Source organism: Streptomyces sp. NP-1717 (assembly GCF_022695985.1).
GTDB lineage: Bacteria > Actinomycetota > Actinomycetes > Streptomycetales > Streptomycetaceae > Streptomyces.
In genome coordinates this window covers 64,160-77,795 of sequence record NZ_JAAPBF010000011.1, presented here as the reverse complement: position 1 = coordinate 77,795, position 13,636 = coordinate 64,160, and the positions used below count along the sequence as shown (strand labels likewise).

Genomic DNA, 13,636 nt, shown 5'->3' with positions numbered 1-13,636 from the left:
CGCGAGAAGCGCGGCCAGGCCTTCGGCGCCGGCGGGGGTGACGGGGGTCGGCAGGGGGTGCGAGTGGCTGCCCATACTCCGAGCCTATCCGCGCGCGTGCCCTGCCGGGGTGGTGGCCGGGGTTCGTTTCACCAGGCCTGTCCGGTGGCCGGTTCGTCCTCGATCGCCGGACGGGCTTGATGTGCCCACCGTTGTCGAGTCGTCCTCAAACGACGGACCGCCTTGATGGTGCGCGCCGTTGTCGGGCTCAGCGGCTCGCGCGGCGGGCGTCCCTGATGCGGCGCAGGCGGTTGACCGTCACCGGGTCGTGGGCCAGGGCCAGCGGGTCGTCGATCAGCGCGCCCAGCAGCTGGTAGTAGCGGGTGGGCGAGATGCCGAGCCGCTCCCTGATGACGCGCTCCTTGGCGCCGGGGCCCGGCCAGGAGCGCTTCTCCACGGCGAGGACGGCGCGGTCCCGCTCGGTCAGTTCCGACCGGCCGACGGGACCGCGGTCCTCCTGCGGCGTGCCCTCGGGCCCGGGCTCGGGTATCGGTGCGGCGGTCATAGGACTGCCACGCTACTCGGCGTTCTCCGCCGTCGTCGCGTCACGGCCGATCCTCGCCAGGATCTCCGACGGCACCGCGCCGGGCTGCACCGTCTTGCCGATGTTCTTCTTTATGTCGTCGCTGACACCCGCCCACGACGTCTTGCCGAACGGGTACAGCTCGGCGGTCGGCAGCGCCTCCAGGAACTTCCGCAGTTCCTTGTGCTCGTCGTCCGCCACCATCGTCTCGGACGCGCTGTAGGTGACCGGCAGGAGGTCGTACTGCCCGACGAAGTCCATGACGTTCTCGTCCTCGAAGGTGAAGTCGAGGAATTTGCCCGCCTGTTCGCGGTGGCCGGCCTGCTTGAACGCCATGATCCAGTCGGCGACGCCCATCGTCGCCTTGGACTTGCCGTTGATGCCGGGCAGCGGCACCATCCCGACGTCGACGCCGGCCTTCTCGGCCTCCTGCATCATCGTCGGGTGCCCGTTGAGCATGCCGACCTTGCCGTCGGTGAACGCCTTGAAGGCGTCGGCGCGGTCCAGTTCGCCGGGCGGTACGGAGCCGGTGAGGCCCTCGCCGACCAGCTCCCGCTGGAGCCATTCGAAGGTCTTGACGTTCGTCTCCGAGTCGACCGCGTAGGAGCCGTCGGTCGCGTCCGTGTAACCGCCGCCACCGCTGAGCATCCACATCATGGTCTCCGCCTGCGCCTCCTCGGGGCCGAGCGGAAGGGCGAACGGGGTCGGTACGTCCTGCGCCTTGAGCGCCTCCGCGTCCGACTTGATGTCGTCCCAGTCCTGCGGCGCGGAGAGACCGGCCGCCGCGAACAGGCCCTTGTTGTAGAAGAGGAGCCGCGTGCTGGCGACGAACGGCATTCCGTACTGGGTCTGGTCGACCTTTCCGGCGTCGGCGAAGCGGGAGAGGAAGTTCGCCTGCGTGGGAATGGAGAGCAACTCGTCCGCGCTGTACAGCTCTTCCTTCTTCACGTAGTCGGCGTACGCGCCGATCTGCGCGATGTCGGGCGCCTCGCCGTCCCTGACCATCTTCGCCACGTCGGCGTCCACGGTCTTCCAGGAACGGACGTCGACGTCGACCTTGATGCCCGGGTTCTCGGACTCGAACTCCTTGGCCAGGCTGTTCCAGTACTTCTCCGAGCTGTTCGCGGCACTGTTGCCGTAGTCCGCCGCGACCACTTTCAGGGTGACGTCACCCGAACCGCTGGAGCTGCCGCAGCCGCTCAGCGCCATCGTCATGCCCAGCGCGGCCATCGCCGCGGAAGCCCTAAGGAAGCGCTGCTGCACAGCTCTTTTCCCACCCTTGTATTCGCTCGGCCGTCTTTACGGCGTTCGTTGTCCCAGTCGGTCCCCCGCGACGTCCTGCGTTGACGAGCAGCGATTTTTCCCCATGCACCGCCGGAGGTCTACACCAGCCCCGTATCGCTTCGGCAACTTCCCCTGCCCGTCAGGTTTGGCGAAGGCTTTGTATGGGCTGGCAACAATCCCGCACAGTGGACTAGACCTTTCTTGGGTTTTCACGCGAGAATGCGCTTGTGAGACACGTCATCGCCCTGGATGTGGGCGGCACAGGCATGAAGGCCGCCCTGGTCGGGACGGACGGCGCGCTGCTGTACGAAGCGCGCCGCGCCACCGACAGGGAGCGCGGGCCCGACGCGGTCGTCGAGACGATCCTCGGCTTCGCGGCGGATCTGCGCGCCTACGGCGCCGAGCACTTGGGCGAGAGCGCGGTCGCCGCCGGAGTGGCGGTACCGGGCATAGTCGACGCCGAGCGCGGGATCGCGCTGTACGCGGCGAACCTCGGCTGGCGCGACCTGCCGCTGCGCGATCTGCTGGCGGCGCGGCTGGGCGGCGTACCGGTCGCACTCGGGCACGACGTACGCACCGGCGGGCTCGCCGAGGGGCGGATCGGCGCGGGCAAGGGCTCGGACCGGTTCTTCTTCGTCCCTCTCGGCACCGGCATCGCGGGCGCCATCGGCATCGACGGGGCCATAGAGGCGGGCGCGCACGGCTACGCGGGTGAGATCGGGCACGTGGTGGTCCGGCCCGACGGGCCCGTGTGCGGCTGCGGGCAGACCGGCTGCATGGAGACGCTCGCGTCGGCGGCGGCCGTCACCCGCGCGTGGGCGGCGGCCAGCGGTGATCCGGAGGCCGACGCCGCCGACTGCGCGAAGGCCGTCGCGTCCGGCGACCCGAGGGCCCGGGCGGTCTGGGCGGACGCCGTCGACGCGCTCGCGGCCGGGCTGGTCACCGCGCTCACCCTGCTCGACCCCCGAAGGCTGATCATCGGTGGCGGTCTCGCCGAGGCCGGGGAAACGTTGTTCACACCCCTGCGGGCCGCAGTCGAGGAGCGGGTCACGTTCCAGAAGCTGCCCGAGATCGTCCCGGCGGCCCTCGGGGACACCGCCGGATGCCTGGGCGCGGGGCTGCTCGCCTGGGATCTTCTCTCCACGGAGGTATCCGCCTGATGGCCGCACGCGCCGAAAGCACTGTTCTCACCGGGGCCCGGGTGGTGCTGCCGACCGGGATCGTGGAGAACGGACGGGTGAGCGTCGAGGGCGGGCGCATCACCGAGGCCGGGCCGGCCGCCCCCTCCACGGGAGACGCGCCCCCGTCCCCCGGTGCCGCCGCCCCCGGAGCGCTCGACCTGACCGGCCACTGGGTGGTGCCCGGCTTCGTGGACATGCACAACCACGGCGGCGGCGGCGCGTCCTTCACGTCGGGCAGCGCGGACGACGTCCTCAGAGGCGTCCGTACGCACCAGGAGCACGGCACCACCACGCTCCTCGCCTCCACCGTCACCGGCGAGATGGACTTCCTCGCGCAGCGTGCCGGGTTCCTCTCCGAACTCGTCGAGCAGGGCGACCTCGCCGGCATCCACTTCGAGGGGCCGTTCATCTCGCCCTGCCGCAAGGGCGCGCACAGCGAGGTGCTGCTGCGCGACCCGGACCCGGCCGAGGTGCGCAAGCTCCTCGACGCGGCGCGCGGCACCGCCCGGATGGTGACCCTCGCGACCGAACTGCCCGGCGGCATCGACTCCGTACGGCTGCTGGTGGAGCACGGCGTGATCGCCGCGATCGGGCACACGGACGCGACGTACGAGCAGACCGTCGAGGCCGTCGACGCGGGTGCGACGGTCGCCACGCACCTGTTCAACGCGATGCCGCCGCTCGGCCACCGCGCGCCGGGGCCGATCGCCGCGCTGCTGGAGGACGAGCGGATCACCGTCGAGCTGATCAACGACGGCACGCATCTGCATCCGGCGGCGCTGGAGCTGGCGTTCCACCGCGCGGGCGCGGGCCGGGTGGCGTTCATCACGGACGCGATGGACGCGGCCGGTTTCGGCGACGGCGTCTACCAGCTCGGGCCGCTGGAGGTCGAGGTCAAGGACGGTGTGGCGCGGCTCGCCGTGGGCGGTTCGATCGCGGGCTCGACCCTGACCCTGGACACGGCGTTCAGACGCGCGGCGACGATCGACCGGCTGCCGGTCGCGGACATCGTGCGGGCGATCTCGGCCAACCCGGCGAAGCTGCTGGGCGTGGACGACCGGGTGGGGTCGCTGGAGGCGGGCAAGGACGCCGACCTGGTGATCCTGGACGCGGACTTCGCGGTCAGGGGCGTACTGCGCAAGGGCGAATGGGTGGTCGAGCCGGGCCGGTAAGGCCCTCGCCGGTACGGCCCTCGCCGGTACGGGCTCGGGCCCACCGGCCGGCGGGGCCGGTCAGCCGTTCCGCTCGCACCACCGGGACGGTACTCCCCGGCTTTTGGCATGATCAGGACCGATACGGAGCGGGCAGGCGGCCCCTCCCCCGTCGCACCCCGAGGGAGGGCGCCGCGCATGATCCTCACGGTCACGCTCAACACCGCCCTCGACATCACCTACCGCACCCCGGCCCTCACCCCGCACGCCACCAACCGCGTCGCCGAGGTCTCCGAACGGCCGGGCGGCAAGGGCCTCAACGTCGCCCGTGTGCTGGCGGCGCTCGGCCACGAGACCACCGTGACCGGGTTCGCCGGCGGCCGGACGGGGGACGCGCTGCGCGAACTGCTCGCCGCCGAGGGCCCGTCCGACGCGCTCGTGGGCATCGCGGGCACCACGCGCCGCACGATCGCCGTCGTCGACGAGGCGACCGGCGACACGACCCAGCTGAACGAACCTGGCCCGACCGTCACACCCGCCGAGTGGGCCTCGTTCCTCACCTCCTTCGAAGGGCTCGCCGCCCGCGCGGACGCGGTCGCGCTGTGCGGCAGCCTGCCGCCGGGCATCCATGTCGGCGCGTACGCGGAACTGGTGCGCCTCGCGCGGGCCGCGAACCTGCCCGTCCTCCTCGACACCAGCGGCGAACCACTGCGCCGGGGCATCGCCGCCCGCCCCGACCTCGTGAAGCCCAACGCGGACGAGTTGGCCGGGCTCACCGGCTCACGCGAGCCGCTGCGCGCGACCCGTGACGCGCGCAGGCGCGGCGGCCGTGCCGTGGTCGCCTCGCTCGGCGCCGCCGGGCTGCTCGCCGCGACCCCGGACGGCTCGTGGCGTGCGGCGCCGCCGAGGGCCGTACGGGGCAATCCGACGGGCGCGGGAGACTCGGCGGTGGCCGGGCTCCTGTCGGGGCTCGTGGAGCGGCTGCCGTGGCCCGAGAAGCTCGCGCGGGCGGTCGCGCTCGCCACGGCGACGGTCCTGGCGCCGGCGGCGGGCGAGTTCGACCGGAAGGCGTACGCGGAACTGCTGCCGCGCATCGCCGTGACGGAACAAGCACCGTGACCGAGCAGGCCCGGTGACGGAACGGAACAGTCCGGACAGGGGACCACATGCCACTCGTAAGCACCGGTGAACTCGTGTCGTCGGCGGCGGCCGGACAGCGGGACGGGCGGGGCGGCGTCGCCGCGTTCAACGTCATCACGCTGGAGCACGCCGAGGCGATCGCCGCCGGCGCGGAGCGGGCGGGCCGCCCCGCGATCCTCCAGATCTCCGAGAACGCGGTGAAGTTCCACGGCGGCCGGCTGACGGCCCTCGCCGCGGCCACCGCCGCCGTCGCGCGCGCCTCGGACGCGCCGCTCTCGCTCCACCTCGATCACGTCGAATCGGCCGAACTGATGCGCGCGGCCGACGGCGAGGGCTTCAGCTCCGTGATGTTCGACGCGTCGAAACTGCCCTACGAGGAGAACGTGGCCGCGACGGCGGAGGCGGTCGCCTGGGGCCACGCACGCGGCATCTGGATCGAGGCGGAACTGGGCAAGGTCGGCGGCAAGGACGGCGAGCCACCGCTGGGCGCCCACACCCCGGGCGTCCGTACGGACCCGGCCGAGGCGGTCGCGTACGTGAGCGCCACCGGCGTCGACGCGCTGGCCGTGGCGGTCGGCTCCTCGCACGCGATGACGGACCGCACGGCGGCCCTGGACCACGACCTGATCGGCGCGCTGCGCCGGGCCGTCGCCGTACCGCTGGTACTGCACGGCTCGTCGGGCGTCCCCGACGACGAGATCCGCCGGGCGGTCGCGGCGGGCATGACCAAGATCAACGTCGGCACGGCCCTGAACACGGCCTTCACGGCCACCGTCCGCACCCACCTGGCGGCCGCCCCGAAGACGGTCGACCCCCGGAAATACCTCGCCCCGGCTCGCGAGGCGATGACCGGGACGGTGGAGGCGTTCCTGAGGGTGATCGGCGGGGAGCCCCGCGCCGTGTCGGACAACTAGCGCCGTCCGCCCGCAGGTGCGCCGGGCGCGGCGGGCCAGTGGGTCAAACCCCTGGCCCGTCTGACACGGGCCAGGGCTCCACGGCGTCCGCCGGGGCGGGCCCCGGCGGGTGGGCTCAGCCCTTCGCCTTGCCCTGCTCCAGGGAGACCTGGTCGAGGATCGCCTCGCACTGGTCGCCCGTCTCGCACGACAGCTTCATCGTGTTGCTGCCCTTGGCGAGGTTGACGTAGGCGTAGGTGGTGGTCCAGCCCTTCTCCCAGTCGCCCTCTTTCGCCTTGGCGAAATTGGACATGTTGACCGAGCGGGGCGTCTCGTCGTTGATCGTGAGCGATGTCTTCGCGTCCTTGCCCGGCACGGCGTAGGTGATGAACAGCGTGTACTCACCGGCCTCCGGCAGGTCGACGGTCCAACTGGCCGATCCACCGGTCCCGTTGAACGTCACATACGCGCCGCCCGTGCCCTTCGCGCCCTTGATGTCCTTCGCCAGCACCGCCGGCGCCCCGAGCTTCAGCGTCGCCGCGTCCTGCTTCGGGAGTTCGATCGGCTTCTCGGGGTCCGGGTCCTGCTTGCCGGGGTCCTCGCTCGGTGGCGCCGACTCGCCCGTGGTCGGGGCGTCCGTCGGGCCGCCGTCGGCGTTCTTGCTGTCGTCTCCGTTGGAGAGCAGCGCGGCCGTGATTCCGATCACGACGACCGCCACGACCGCCACGGCGCCGATGAGCAGGCCCTTGGTGTTGGGTCCGCCGCCGTTGCCACGACCGCCGCCGCGCTGGGCGGGGACCGTACGGGTGGCGGCGCCGCCGGTCTCGGGGGCCGCGTAGTGGGCGTCGGGGGCCTGGCCGTAAGGAGCCTGGCCGTACTGCTGCTGGCCTCCGTACTGAGGCTGCTGCCCGTAGGGCTGCTGTTGCTGCGGGACCTGACCGTACTGGCGCTCGCCCACGGTCCTGACCTGGTTGTACGACGTTCTCGGCACACCGGGCTGAGAGGCGGGACCGGGGTAGCCGTAGCCGCCGCGCCGGGCCTGCGCACCGTTCGCGGCCGTCTGTCCGTCCTCGTACAGATAGCCGAACGGATCGTCGTCCTCGGGCGTACTCGCGCCGTTGTTCCCGGCCGTCATCCCTGGGTCACTCCTTACCATCTCGCCAGCGTCGCCGACCGGCCGAGCCTACCTCGATTGGGCAAGCATACGGACGGGCCTTGATCGGAGTGGGCGGTTGCACCATCCCCCGGTGAACATCGGGAGACGTCGTTGGACATCGGTGAACCGCCGTACAGAGAGATACGACACGGCGCCCCCCGGCACACCGCCCGACGTTATCCCGCCCGGCGCTGGACCTTGCTGCGCGAGCGCTTCTCGATGTACATCCGCTGGTCCGCGGATTTCAGCACTTCCTCGACCGTCATGCCGCAACTCGCCCAGCCGATACCGAAGCTGGCTCCCACGCGGACCGCCCTGCCGTCCACCCTGATGGGCGGGATGATCGCGTTCCGCAGCCGAACCGCCAGGTCAGCGGCGTCCGTGGCGCCGAGGCCGTCGGCGAGGACCACGAACTCGTCGCCGCCGAGGCGCGCGACGGTGTCGCCGTCCCGCACGCCGGTGTTCAGCCTGCGGGCGACTTCGATCAGCACGGCGTCGCCGGTGTTATGGCCGAAACGGTCGTTGATCGACTTGAAACCGTCGAGGTCGCAGAAGAGGACGGCGAGGCCCTTGCTCCCGTCGTCGGGGTCGGGACCCGGCGCGACGGTGTGCACGTGGTGGTCGAGGGGCGCGGGGGCGGACGACGGGTCGAAGCCGTCTCCTTGGTAGGCGCGCTCGACGGGATTTCCGTAGGAGTCGTACGGCTCGTAGGACTCGTACGGTTCGTAACCCTCGACCGCGCCTCCGTAGCCCCCGCCGTATCCGGCGGCGGGCACGGGCGCGTAGCCGGCGCCGCCGGTCGCGTCGTAGCCGCCGTAGCCGGGCCCCTGGCCGTACGGGACCACTCCACCGCCGTAGCCGCCGTCGTCGTATCCGCCGTACGCCTTGTCCACGGTCTGCGCCGCCGTCTCCCGTACCGATATGGCGTTGGGGCGCTCGCAGAGGCGGGCACTGAGACGGGCGCGCAGCTCGGCGCTGTTGGGCAGACCGGTCAGGGAGTCGTGCGACGCGCGGTGGGCGAGCTGGAGCTCGTTGCGCTTGCGCTCCTCTATGTCCTCGACATGGGTGAGGAGGAAGCGGGGGCCGTCGGTGGTGTCGGCGACGACGGAGTTGCGCAGCGACACCCACACATAGCTGTTGTCACGGCGCGCCAGCCGCAGCTCGGCGCGGCCGCCCTCCGCCGAGGTGCGCAGCAGCGTGCCGATGTCCTCGGGGTGGACGAGGTCGGAGAAGGAGTGGCGGCGGATCGCGGAGGCGGACCGGCCGAGCAGCCGGCAGAGCGCGTCGTTCGTCCGCAGCAGCCTGCCGTGCTGGTCCCCGCCCATCTCGGCGATGGCCATCCCGCTGGGCGCGTACTCGAACGCCTGCCGGAAGGACTCCTCACTGGCCCGCAGCGCCTGCTGCTCCCGCTCCAGCCGGACCAGCGCGCGCTGCATGTTTGCTCTGAGGCGGGCGTTACTTATCGCAATGGCGGCCTGGGAGGCGTACATCTGGAGCGCTTCGCGCCCCCAGGGGCCCGGACGGCGCCCGCCGCGCGGCCGGTCGACGGATATGACCCCGAGGAGCTCGCGTCCGCCTCCAGGGGCGTACATGGGGGCGTAGAGGCGGTCCTGCGGGTGCCACTCGTCCTCGAAGCGCGGATCGGGTCCCTCGGTGTACCACTGCGGGACGTCGTCATCCAGCAGGATCCAGCCCTCGGTGTGGGGTATGTACCGCAGCTCACCCCAGGTCTCGCCCATGCTGAGCCGGCGTTCCCAGGAGGCGCGGGCGCCGACGCGGCCGGTTATCAGCGCTTCGGCGGCGGCATTGCCCGCGAAGGCGGCGACGACCAGGTCACCGTCGGGCTGTACGAGGTTGACGCAGGCCAGCTCGTAGCCGAGGCCCTTGACTATGCCGTCGGCAACTGTCTGAAGGGTGTCGGCCAGACTGCGGGCGGTGTTGAGCTCGCCGACAACGTCGTGCAGCTGCCGCAGGGTCGCAAGGCGGACGTACGGCTCCGACTCGGTCTCCATCGTTCGCTCTCCCCGAGACCTCGACAGCAACTCCAGAATTCTCATCGGCTCGCTTGATGCGGTATCCCGGCCACTGAATCACAGCGAGCTGTGCAGTCGGTACACAGGGTCAACAATTCCTCGGCCCTGTGAGCCAAGTCACATATGAGGAAGGAGAGTTCAAGGGGGGCGTGGGAGCGCTCCAGGTCTTCGTGAACGCAAATATCGAGGTGGGAAGTGGTGCGGTGGGGGGCGCGCGGAGGGGCGCACTATGGGCGCACACTCCGGCGTGCGGCAGCCGCGAAACCCTCCGAGCCGCCATCCGCCCCGCCCTCGCGACGCCCCTGCGGCGCCCCTGTTGAGCGCCGCGAAACCCTGACGATGTGTCGCGCCGCACACGCGGGAACGGCTGGACCTAGGTCCTGGCTGGTTCTGTGGTCCGATGCGGGCATGTCACCGCCGGGGCTAGCGTGGACGACGTGCTGCAGAAGACAACCGCCCGGCGTACCGAGGCCCAGCCTCCCGACGCCGCGTCTCCCGAAGCCGTCCCCCATCCTGAGGGAGTGAGCAACGACGAGTTCCGCGCCGCGCTCTCCCGGCTGGCCGCCGGGGTGGTGCTGGTCACCGCGCACGACCCGGACGACGGTCCGAACGGCGCGGACGCCGGAATGACGGCCACGTCTTTCATGTCCGTCTCGCTCGACCCGCCCCTGGTGGTGGTGAGCCTGCGCAACGGCTCCCGGATGGACGACCTGCTGGACGAACAGCCGACGTGGGCGGCGTCGATGCTCTCCGAGAGCCAGGTACGGGTCGCCGGCCGCTTCGCGATGAAGGGCCGGATCAGCGACCGGCTGCTCTTCGAGGACCTGCCGCACCGGCGCGGCGAGGTGAGCGGGGCACCGCTGATCGAAGGCGCGCTGACGGTCCTGGAGTGCCGTACGGAACAGCGGATCGTGACCGGCGACCACACGCTGGTCGTGGGCCGGGTGCTGACGGCGTCCGTGCCGGGCCGATCGGGCGACGCGGGCCCGCTGACGTACTTCCGGGGGAAGTACCGGCAGTTGGGACAGGGACAGGGTCAGGGCTGAGCCCGGAGGGACCGCGAGCCGGAACGGACCGCGAGCCCGGCCCTACGACCAATCCCGGCCGTTGCGCCCGCGCTTGGTCTCCGCGCGCTGCTTCTTCTGGCGCAGCCTGCGCTCGTTGATACCGCGCGGGATCTTCGTGGCCCGGCGCGGACGGGGCGGCGGAGCCGTCGCCTCGGCGAGGAGCGAGGCCATCCGCACCAGGGCCGTCTCGCGGTTGCGCCACTGGGAACGGTGTTCGGACGACCGTACGGTCACGACACCGCCCACCAGCCGGCTCGCGAGCCGCTCCAGCGCCCGCTCCTTCCACACCTCGGGCAGCGCCTCCGTCCTGGCGAGGTCGAAGCGCAGTTCCACCTGCGAGTCGCTGGTGTTCACGTGCTGTCCGCCGGGTCCCGAGGAGCGCGAGAAACGCCACATGAGCTCGGCCTCCGGGAGGGAGACGGAGCCGCGAATGACGTGCGGGGACCCGGACATGTGTCCATCGTCCCGTGTCCGCACAGACAAATCAAAGGCGTTAAGGAACCTCTGAGTCCTCTCTCCGCGTTATGGCGGGTGACGGTAACTTCGGAAGCCGATCGAAGTCCGCGCACGAGCTCGTACACAACGAAAGGGACCATCCCCATGGCTGTAAGCCTGTCCAAGGGCGGCAACGTCTCGCTCACCAAGGAGGCACCGGGCCTGACAGCCGTCACGGTCGGCCTCGGCTGGGACGTCCGCTCCACCACCGGTACGGACTTCGACCTCGACGCCTCGGCGATCGCGGTCAACGCGGGTGGAAAGGTTGTCTCCGACAGCCACTTCATCTTCTTCAACAACAAGTCCACGCCGGACCAGACCATCGTCCACACCGGTGACAACCGCACCGGCGAAGGCGCGGGCGACGACGAGGCGATCAACGTCAACCTGGCGGGTCTGCCGGCCGACGTCGACAAGATCGTCTTCCCGGTCTCCATCTACGACGCCGAGACCCGCAGCCAGAACTTCGGCCAGGTCCGCAACGCGTACATCCGCATCGTGAACCAGGCCGGCGGCACCGAGATCGCGCGCTACGACCTGAGCGAGGACGCCGCCACCGAGACCGCGATGGTCTTCGGCGAGCTGTACCGCAACGGCGCGGAGTGGAAGTTCCGCGCGGTGGGCCAGGGTTACGCCTCGGGCCTCGCGGGCATCGCCACGGACTTCGGCGTCAACCTCTGAGTCACGGACTCACCGAGTCACCGACTCACTGAGTCGTCCGGTCGCTGAGCAGATGACCGGCTGACTGTGCGAGGGGCCTCCGGCCTTGCGGCCGGGGGCCTTTGGCGTGCGGATTCACGGCCCGGGGCCACGCCCCGGACTCACGGCGTGCCTGCGGACTCACGTGCCGGGGACTCACGCGCCGGGCGGCGGTTTGTCGGAGCCGTACAGCCAATCGTCCCAGAGAGCCGTCAGATCACGGCCCGTCCGCTTCTGCGCGAAGGCGGTGAAGTCGGCGGTGGACGCGTTGCCGTGGCGGTGCGCGCGGGTCCAGCCGCGTACGAGCGCGAAGAACGCGTCGTCGCCGACCGCCAGCCGGAGCTGATGGAGCACCATGGCGCCGCGTCCGTACACCGGCCGCCCGGAGATGTCGGCGGCCGTCGGCGGTTCGGCCGGAGGGAAGGCCCAGTTCGCCGCGTCCTCGTACGCCCGCTCGAACGCCTGCCGCGCGGGGACGCCTTCCATGTCCTCCGCCCAGAGCCACGCCGCGTACTCGGCGAAGCCCTCGTTGAGCCATATGTCCCGCCAGGACTCGGGGGTCACGGAGTCGCCGAACCACTGGTGCGCCAGCTCATGGACGAGGATCGCGGTGCTGGTGGGGCCGGGCAGGAAGGGCCGGTTCTGCGTCTCCAGCGCGTAGTCGGCGTCACCGGGCCGCCCGATGATCACGCCGGTGGAGGAGAACGGATACGGGCCGAACCTCTTCTCGCCCCACTTCGTGATCGCGGGGATCCGCGCGAGCAGTCGGGCGCTGTCGGCGGCCACGGACGGATCGACGGCGGTGTGGACGGGAACGCCGCCGTCGGCGCCTCGGGAGATCTTGGTCCGGTAGGGGCCGACGGCGACCGTGGCGAGATAGCTCGCCATCGGTTCGGCGCAGTGCCAGCCGAAGGCCGTACGGCCCCCGGCCGTCCGCTCGCTCCTCAACTCACCGTTCGAGACGGCCTGTTGGCCCTCCGGCACGGTGATCCGGATGTCGTACGCCGCCTTGTCGCTCGGATGGTGGTTGCCGGGGAACCAGGCCATCGAACCGGTCGGCTGGCCCAGCGCGACGGAACGCCTCCCCGATCTGAGCCAGCCCTCCCGCGTGCTGTCGGCGTCGGTGAGGGTCCGGGGGACGCCGGAGTAGCGGACGACGGTACGGAACGTGTCCCCGCGCGCGATGTCCTCGGACGGCAGCAGCGTCAGCTCCGTGTCCGCACGCCGTACGCCGGCGCGCTCGCCGTCGACGGTCACCCGGCCGACGGTCAGACCGGCGAGGTCGAGGTTGAACGCGCTGAGCGGCTGCGTGGCGCGGGCGGTGATCTCGGCGCCGGCGTCGAGGTGGCCGGTGGCGGGGTCGTAGTCGAGAGTCAGGCCGTAGTGCGTGACGTCGTAGCCGCCGTTGCCGAGGTCCGGAAAGTACGGGTCCCCGAGCCCGGCCGCGCCCGGGGATCCCTGCTCGCCCCGTTCCGCGCAGCCCGCGAGCCCGCCGACGACCAGGGTAAGAGTGAGGGTGAGAACGAGCACCCGGACGAGAAACGGGAAGGGGCCGACGCCGCGCTCCTGCGCGGGGGGTTCTGCGCGGGACGTCCGGCGCGGGCCACAGCCTGATGGCCGGTCCGGGCTCTCGTCTCGCGACCGGTGCGGGTCCCGGTCCTCCGGCCGGTCCGAGCCGAGGCCTGACGGCCTGTGCGGGCCGACGTCCTGCGACCGACCCGGGCCACGGCCTGGCGGCCGGTACGGGCTCCGGTCCTCCGACCGGTCCAGGCCGAGGCCCGGCGACCGGTCCGGGTCCCGGCCTTCCGGCCGGTCCAGGCCGAGGTATCGCGGCCAGCGCGTGCTCTGGTCTGCGAACCGACGCGGGTCCCGGCCTTCCGGCCGGTGCGAGCCGACGGCTCGCGGCTGGGCCGGACCCAGGTCCTCCGGCCGGTCCGGGCTCCGGTCTTCCGGCCGGTCCAGGCCGCAGCCTGGC

12 protein-coding genes are annotated in these 13,636 nt (G+C 71.5%); 6 read left to right on the top strand and 6 right to left on the bottom strand.

The window, feature by feature from the left end; genetic code table 11:
- Nucleotides 1-247: 247 nt before the first annotated feature.
- Both GXP76_RS04405 and GXP76_RS04400 read right to left on the bottom strand, forming a co-directional pair.
- Nucleotides 248-544 (bottom strand): DUF3263 domain-containing protein, encoded by a 297-nt coding sequence (locus GXP76_RS04405; protein ID WP_242570068.1) that lies wholly within the window; start codon nucleotides 542-544, stop codon nucleotides 248-250.
- Between the two features lie 12 nt (nucleotides 545-556).
- Entirely contained in the window at nucleotides 557-1,792 is a 1,236-nt protein-coding gene (locus GXP76_RS04400; RefSeq protein WP_242570075.1) for an extracellular solute-binding protein, read from the bottom strand.
- Between the two features lie 320 nt (nucleotides 1,793-2,112).
- On the opposite strand from GXP76_RS04400, the gene GXP76_RS04395 reads away from it, so the two are divergent.
- The 4 genes from GXP76_RS04395 to GXP76_RS04380 all read left to right on the top strand — a co-directional run bounded on the left by GXP76_RS04395 (nucleotide 2,113) and on the right by GXP76_RS04380 (nucleotide 6,232).
- A complete protein-coding gene (locus tag GXP76_RS04395) occupies nucleotides 2,113-3,006 on the top strand; it encodes an ROK family protein (RefSeq protein WP_242570074.1) in 894 nt (297 codons plus the stop codon).
- Nucleotides 3,006-4,199 carry an N-acetylglucosamine-6-phosphate deacetylase gene (gene nagA / locus GXP76_RS04390; RefSeq protein WP_242570067.1) on the top strand — a complete coding sequence of 398 codons (1,194 nt, stop codon included), beginning with the start codon at nucleotides 3,006-3,008 and terminating at the stop codon, nucleotides 4,197-4,199. Before GXP76_RS04395 ends, nagA begins: the two co-directional genes overlap by 1 nt.
- A gap of 177 nt (nucleotides 4,200-4,376) precedes the next feature.
- A complete protein-coding gene (locus GXP76_RS04385; protein ID WP_242570066.1) occupies nucleotides 4,377-5,297 on the top strand; it encodes a 1-phosphofructokinase family hexose kinase in 921 nt (306 codons plus the stop codon).
- A 47-nt stretch (nucleotides 5,298-5,344) separates the two neighbouring features.
- Entirely contained in the window at nucleotides 5,345-6,232 is an 888-nt protein-coding gene (locus GXP76_RS04380; RefSeq protein ID WP_242570065.1) for a class II fructose-bisphosphate aldolase, read from the top strand.
- Nucleotides 6,233-6,347: 115 nt separating this feature from the next.
- Here GXP76_RS04380 and GXP76_RS04375 read toward each other — a convergent pair whose 3' ends face one another.
- On the bottom strand, nucleotides 6,348-7,346 hold the full coding sequence (locus tag GXP76_RS04375) for a carbohydrate-binding protein (protein WP_242570064.1): 999 nt from the start codon (nucleotides 7,344-7,346) through the stop codon (nucleotides 6,348-6,350).
- 197 nt (nucleotides 7,347-7,543) lie between these two features.
- The gene (gene cdgB / locus GXP76_RS04370) at nucleotides 7,544-9,379 is read right to left on the bottom strand and encodes a diguanylate cyclase CdgB (RefSeq protein ID WP_242570063.1); all 1,836 of its coding nucleotides are present in this window, start codon (nucleotides 9,377-9,379) and stop codon (nucleotides 7,544-7,546) included.
- A 461-nt stretch (nucleotides 9,380-9,840) separates the two neighbouring features.
- Here cdgB and GXP76_RS04365 point away from each other — a divergent pair, with 461 nt between their 5' ends.
- A complete protein-coding gene (locus GXP76_RS04365) occupies nucleotides 9,841-10,446 on the top strand; it encodes a flavin reductase family protein (RefSeq protein WP_242570073.1) in 606 nt (201 codons plus the stop codon).
- Nucleotides 10,447-10,488: 42 nt separating this feature from the next.
- Here the strand turns inward: GXP76_RS04365 and arfB are convergent, their stop codons facing one another.
- Complete coding sequence (arfB, locus tag GXP76_RS04360; RefSeq protein WP_242570062.1) at nucleotides 10,489-10,920, bottom strand: alternative ribosome rescue aminoacyl-tRNA hydrolase ArfB; 432 nt, start codon at nucleotides 10,918-10,920, stop codon at nucleotides 10,489-10,491.
- Nucleotides 10,921-11,067: 147 nt separating this feature from the next.
- On the opposite strand from arfB, the gene GXP76_RS04355 reads away from it, so the two are divergent.
- The gene (locus tag GXP76_RS04355) at nucleotides 11,068-11,643 is read left to right on the top strand and encodes a TerD family protein (protein ID WP_147876673.1); all 576 of its coding nucleotides are present in this window, start codon (nucleotides 11,068-11,070) and stop codon (nucleotides 11,641-11,643) included.
- A 174-nt stretch (nucleotides 11,644-11,817) separates the two neighbouring features.
- Here GXP76_RS04355 and GXP76_RS04350 read toward each other — a convergent pair whose 3' ends face one another.
- Nucleotides 11,818-13,191, bottom strand: coding sequence for a M1 family metallopeptidase (locus tag GXP76_RS04350; protein ID WP_374359792.1), 1,374 nt, complete (start codon nucleotides 13,189-13,191; stop codon nucleotides 11,818-11,820).
- Between the last annotated feature and the right edge of the window lie 445 nt (nucleotides 13,192-13,636).

What these genes read in the sequence shown, in the direction of transcription:
- GXP76_RS04405 (WP_242570068.1), bottom strand. Translation starts at nt 544, where the DNA reads ATGACCGCCGCACCGATACCCGAGCCCGGGCCCGAGGGCACGCCGCAG.
- GXP76_RS04400 (WP_242570075.1), bottom strand. Translation starts at nt 1,792, where the DNA reads ATGGCCGCGCTGGGCATGACGATGGCGCTGAGCGGCTGCGGCAGCTCC.
- GXP76_RS04395 (WP_242570074.1), top strand. Translation starts at nt 2,113, where the DNA reads ATGAAGGCCGCCCTGGTCGGGACGGACGGCGCGCTGCTGTACGAAGCG.
- nagA (WP_242570067.1), top strand. Translation starts at nt 3,006, where the DNA reads ATGGCCGCACGCGCCGAAAGCACTGTTCTCACCGGGGCCCGGGTGGTG.
- GXP76_RS04385 (WP_242570066.1), top strand. Translation starts at nt 4,377, where the DNA reads ATGATCCTCACGGTCACGCTCAACACCGCCCTCGACATCACCTACCGC.
- GXP76_RS04380 (WP_242570065.1), top strand. Translation starts at nt 5,345, where the DNA reads ATGCCACTCGTAAGCACCGGTGAACTCGTGTCGTCGGCGGCGGCCGGA.
- GXP76_RS04375 (WP_242570064.1), bottom strand. Translation starts at nt 7,346, where the DNA reads ATGACGGCCGGGAACAACGGCGCGAGTACGCCCGAGGACGACGATCCG.
- cdgB (WP_242570063.1), bottom strand. Translation starts at nt 9,379, where the DNA reads ATGGAGACCGAGTCGGAGCCGTACGTCCGCCTTGCGACCCTGCGGCAG.
- arfB (WP_242570062.1), bottom strand. Translation starts at nt 10,920, where the DNA reads ATGTCCGGGTCCCCGCACGTCATTCGCGGCTCCGTCTCCCTCCCGGAG.
- GXP76_RS04355 (WP_147876673.1), top strand. Translation starts at nt 11,068, where the DNA reads ATGGCTGTAAGCCTGTCCAAGGGCGGCAACGTCTCGCTCACCAAGGAG.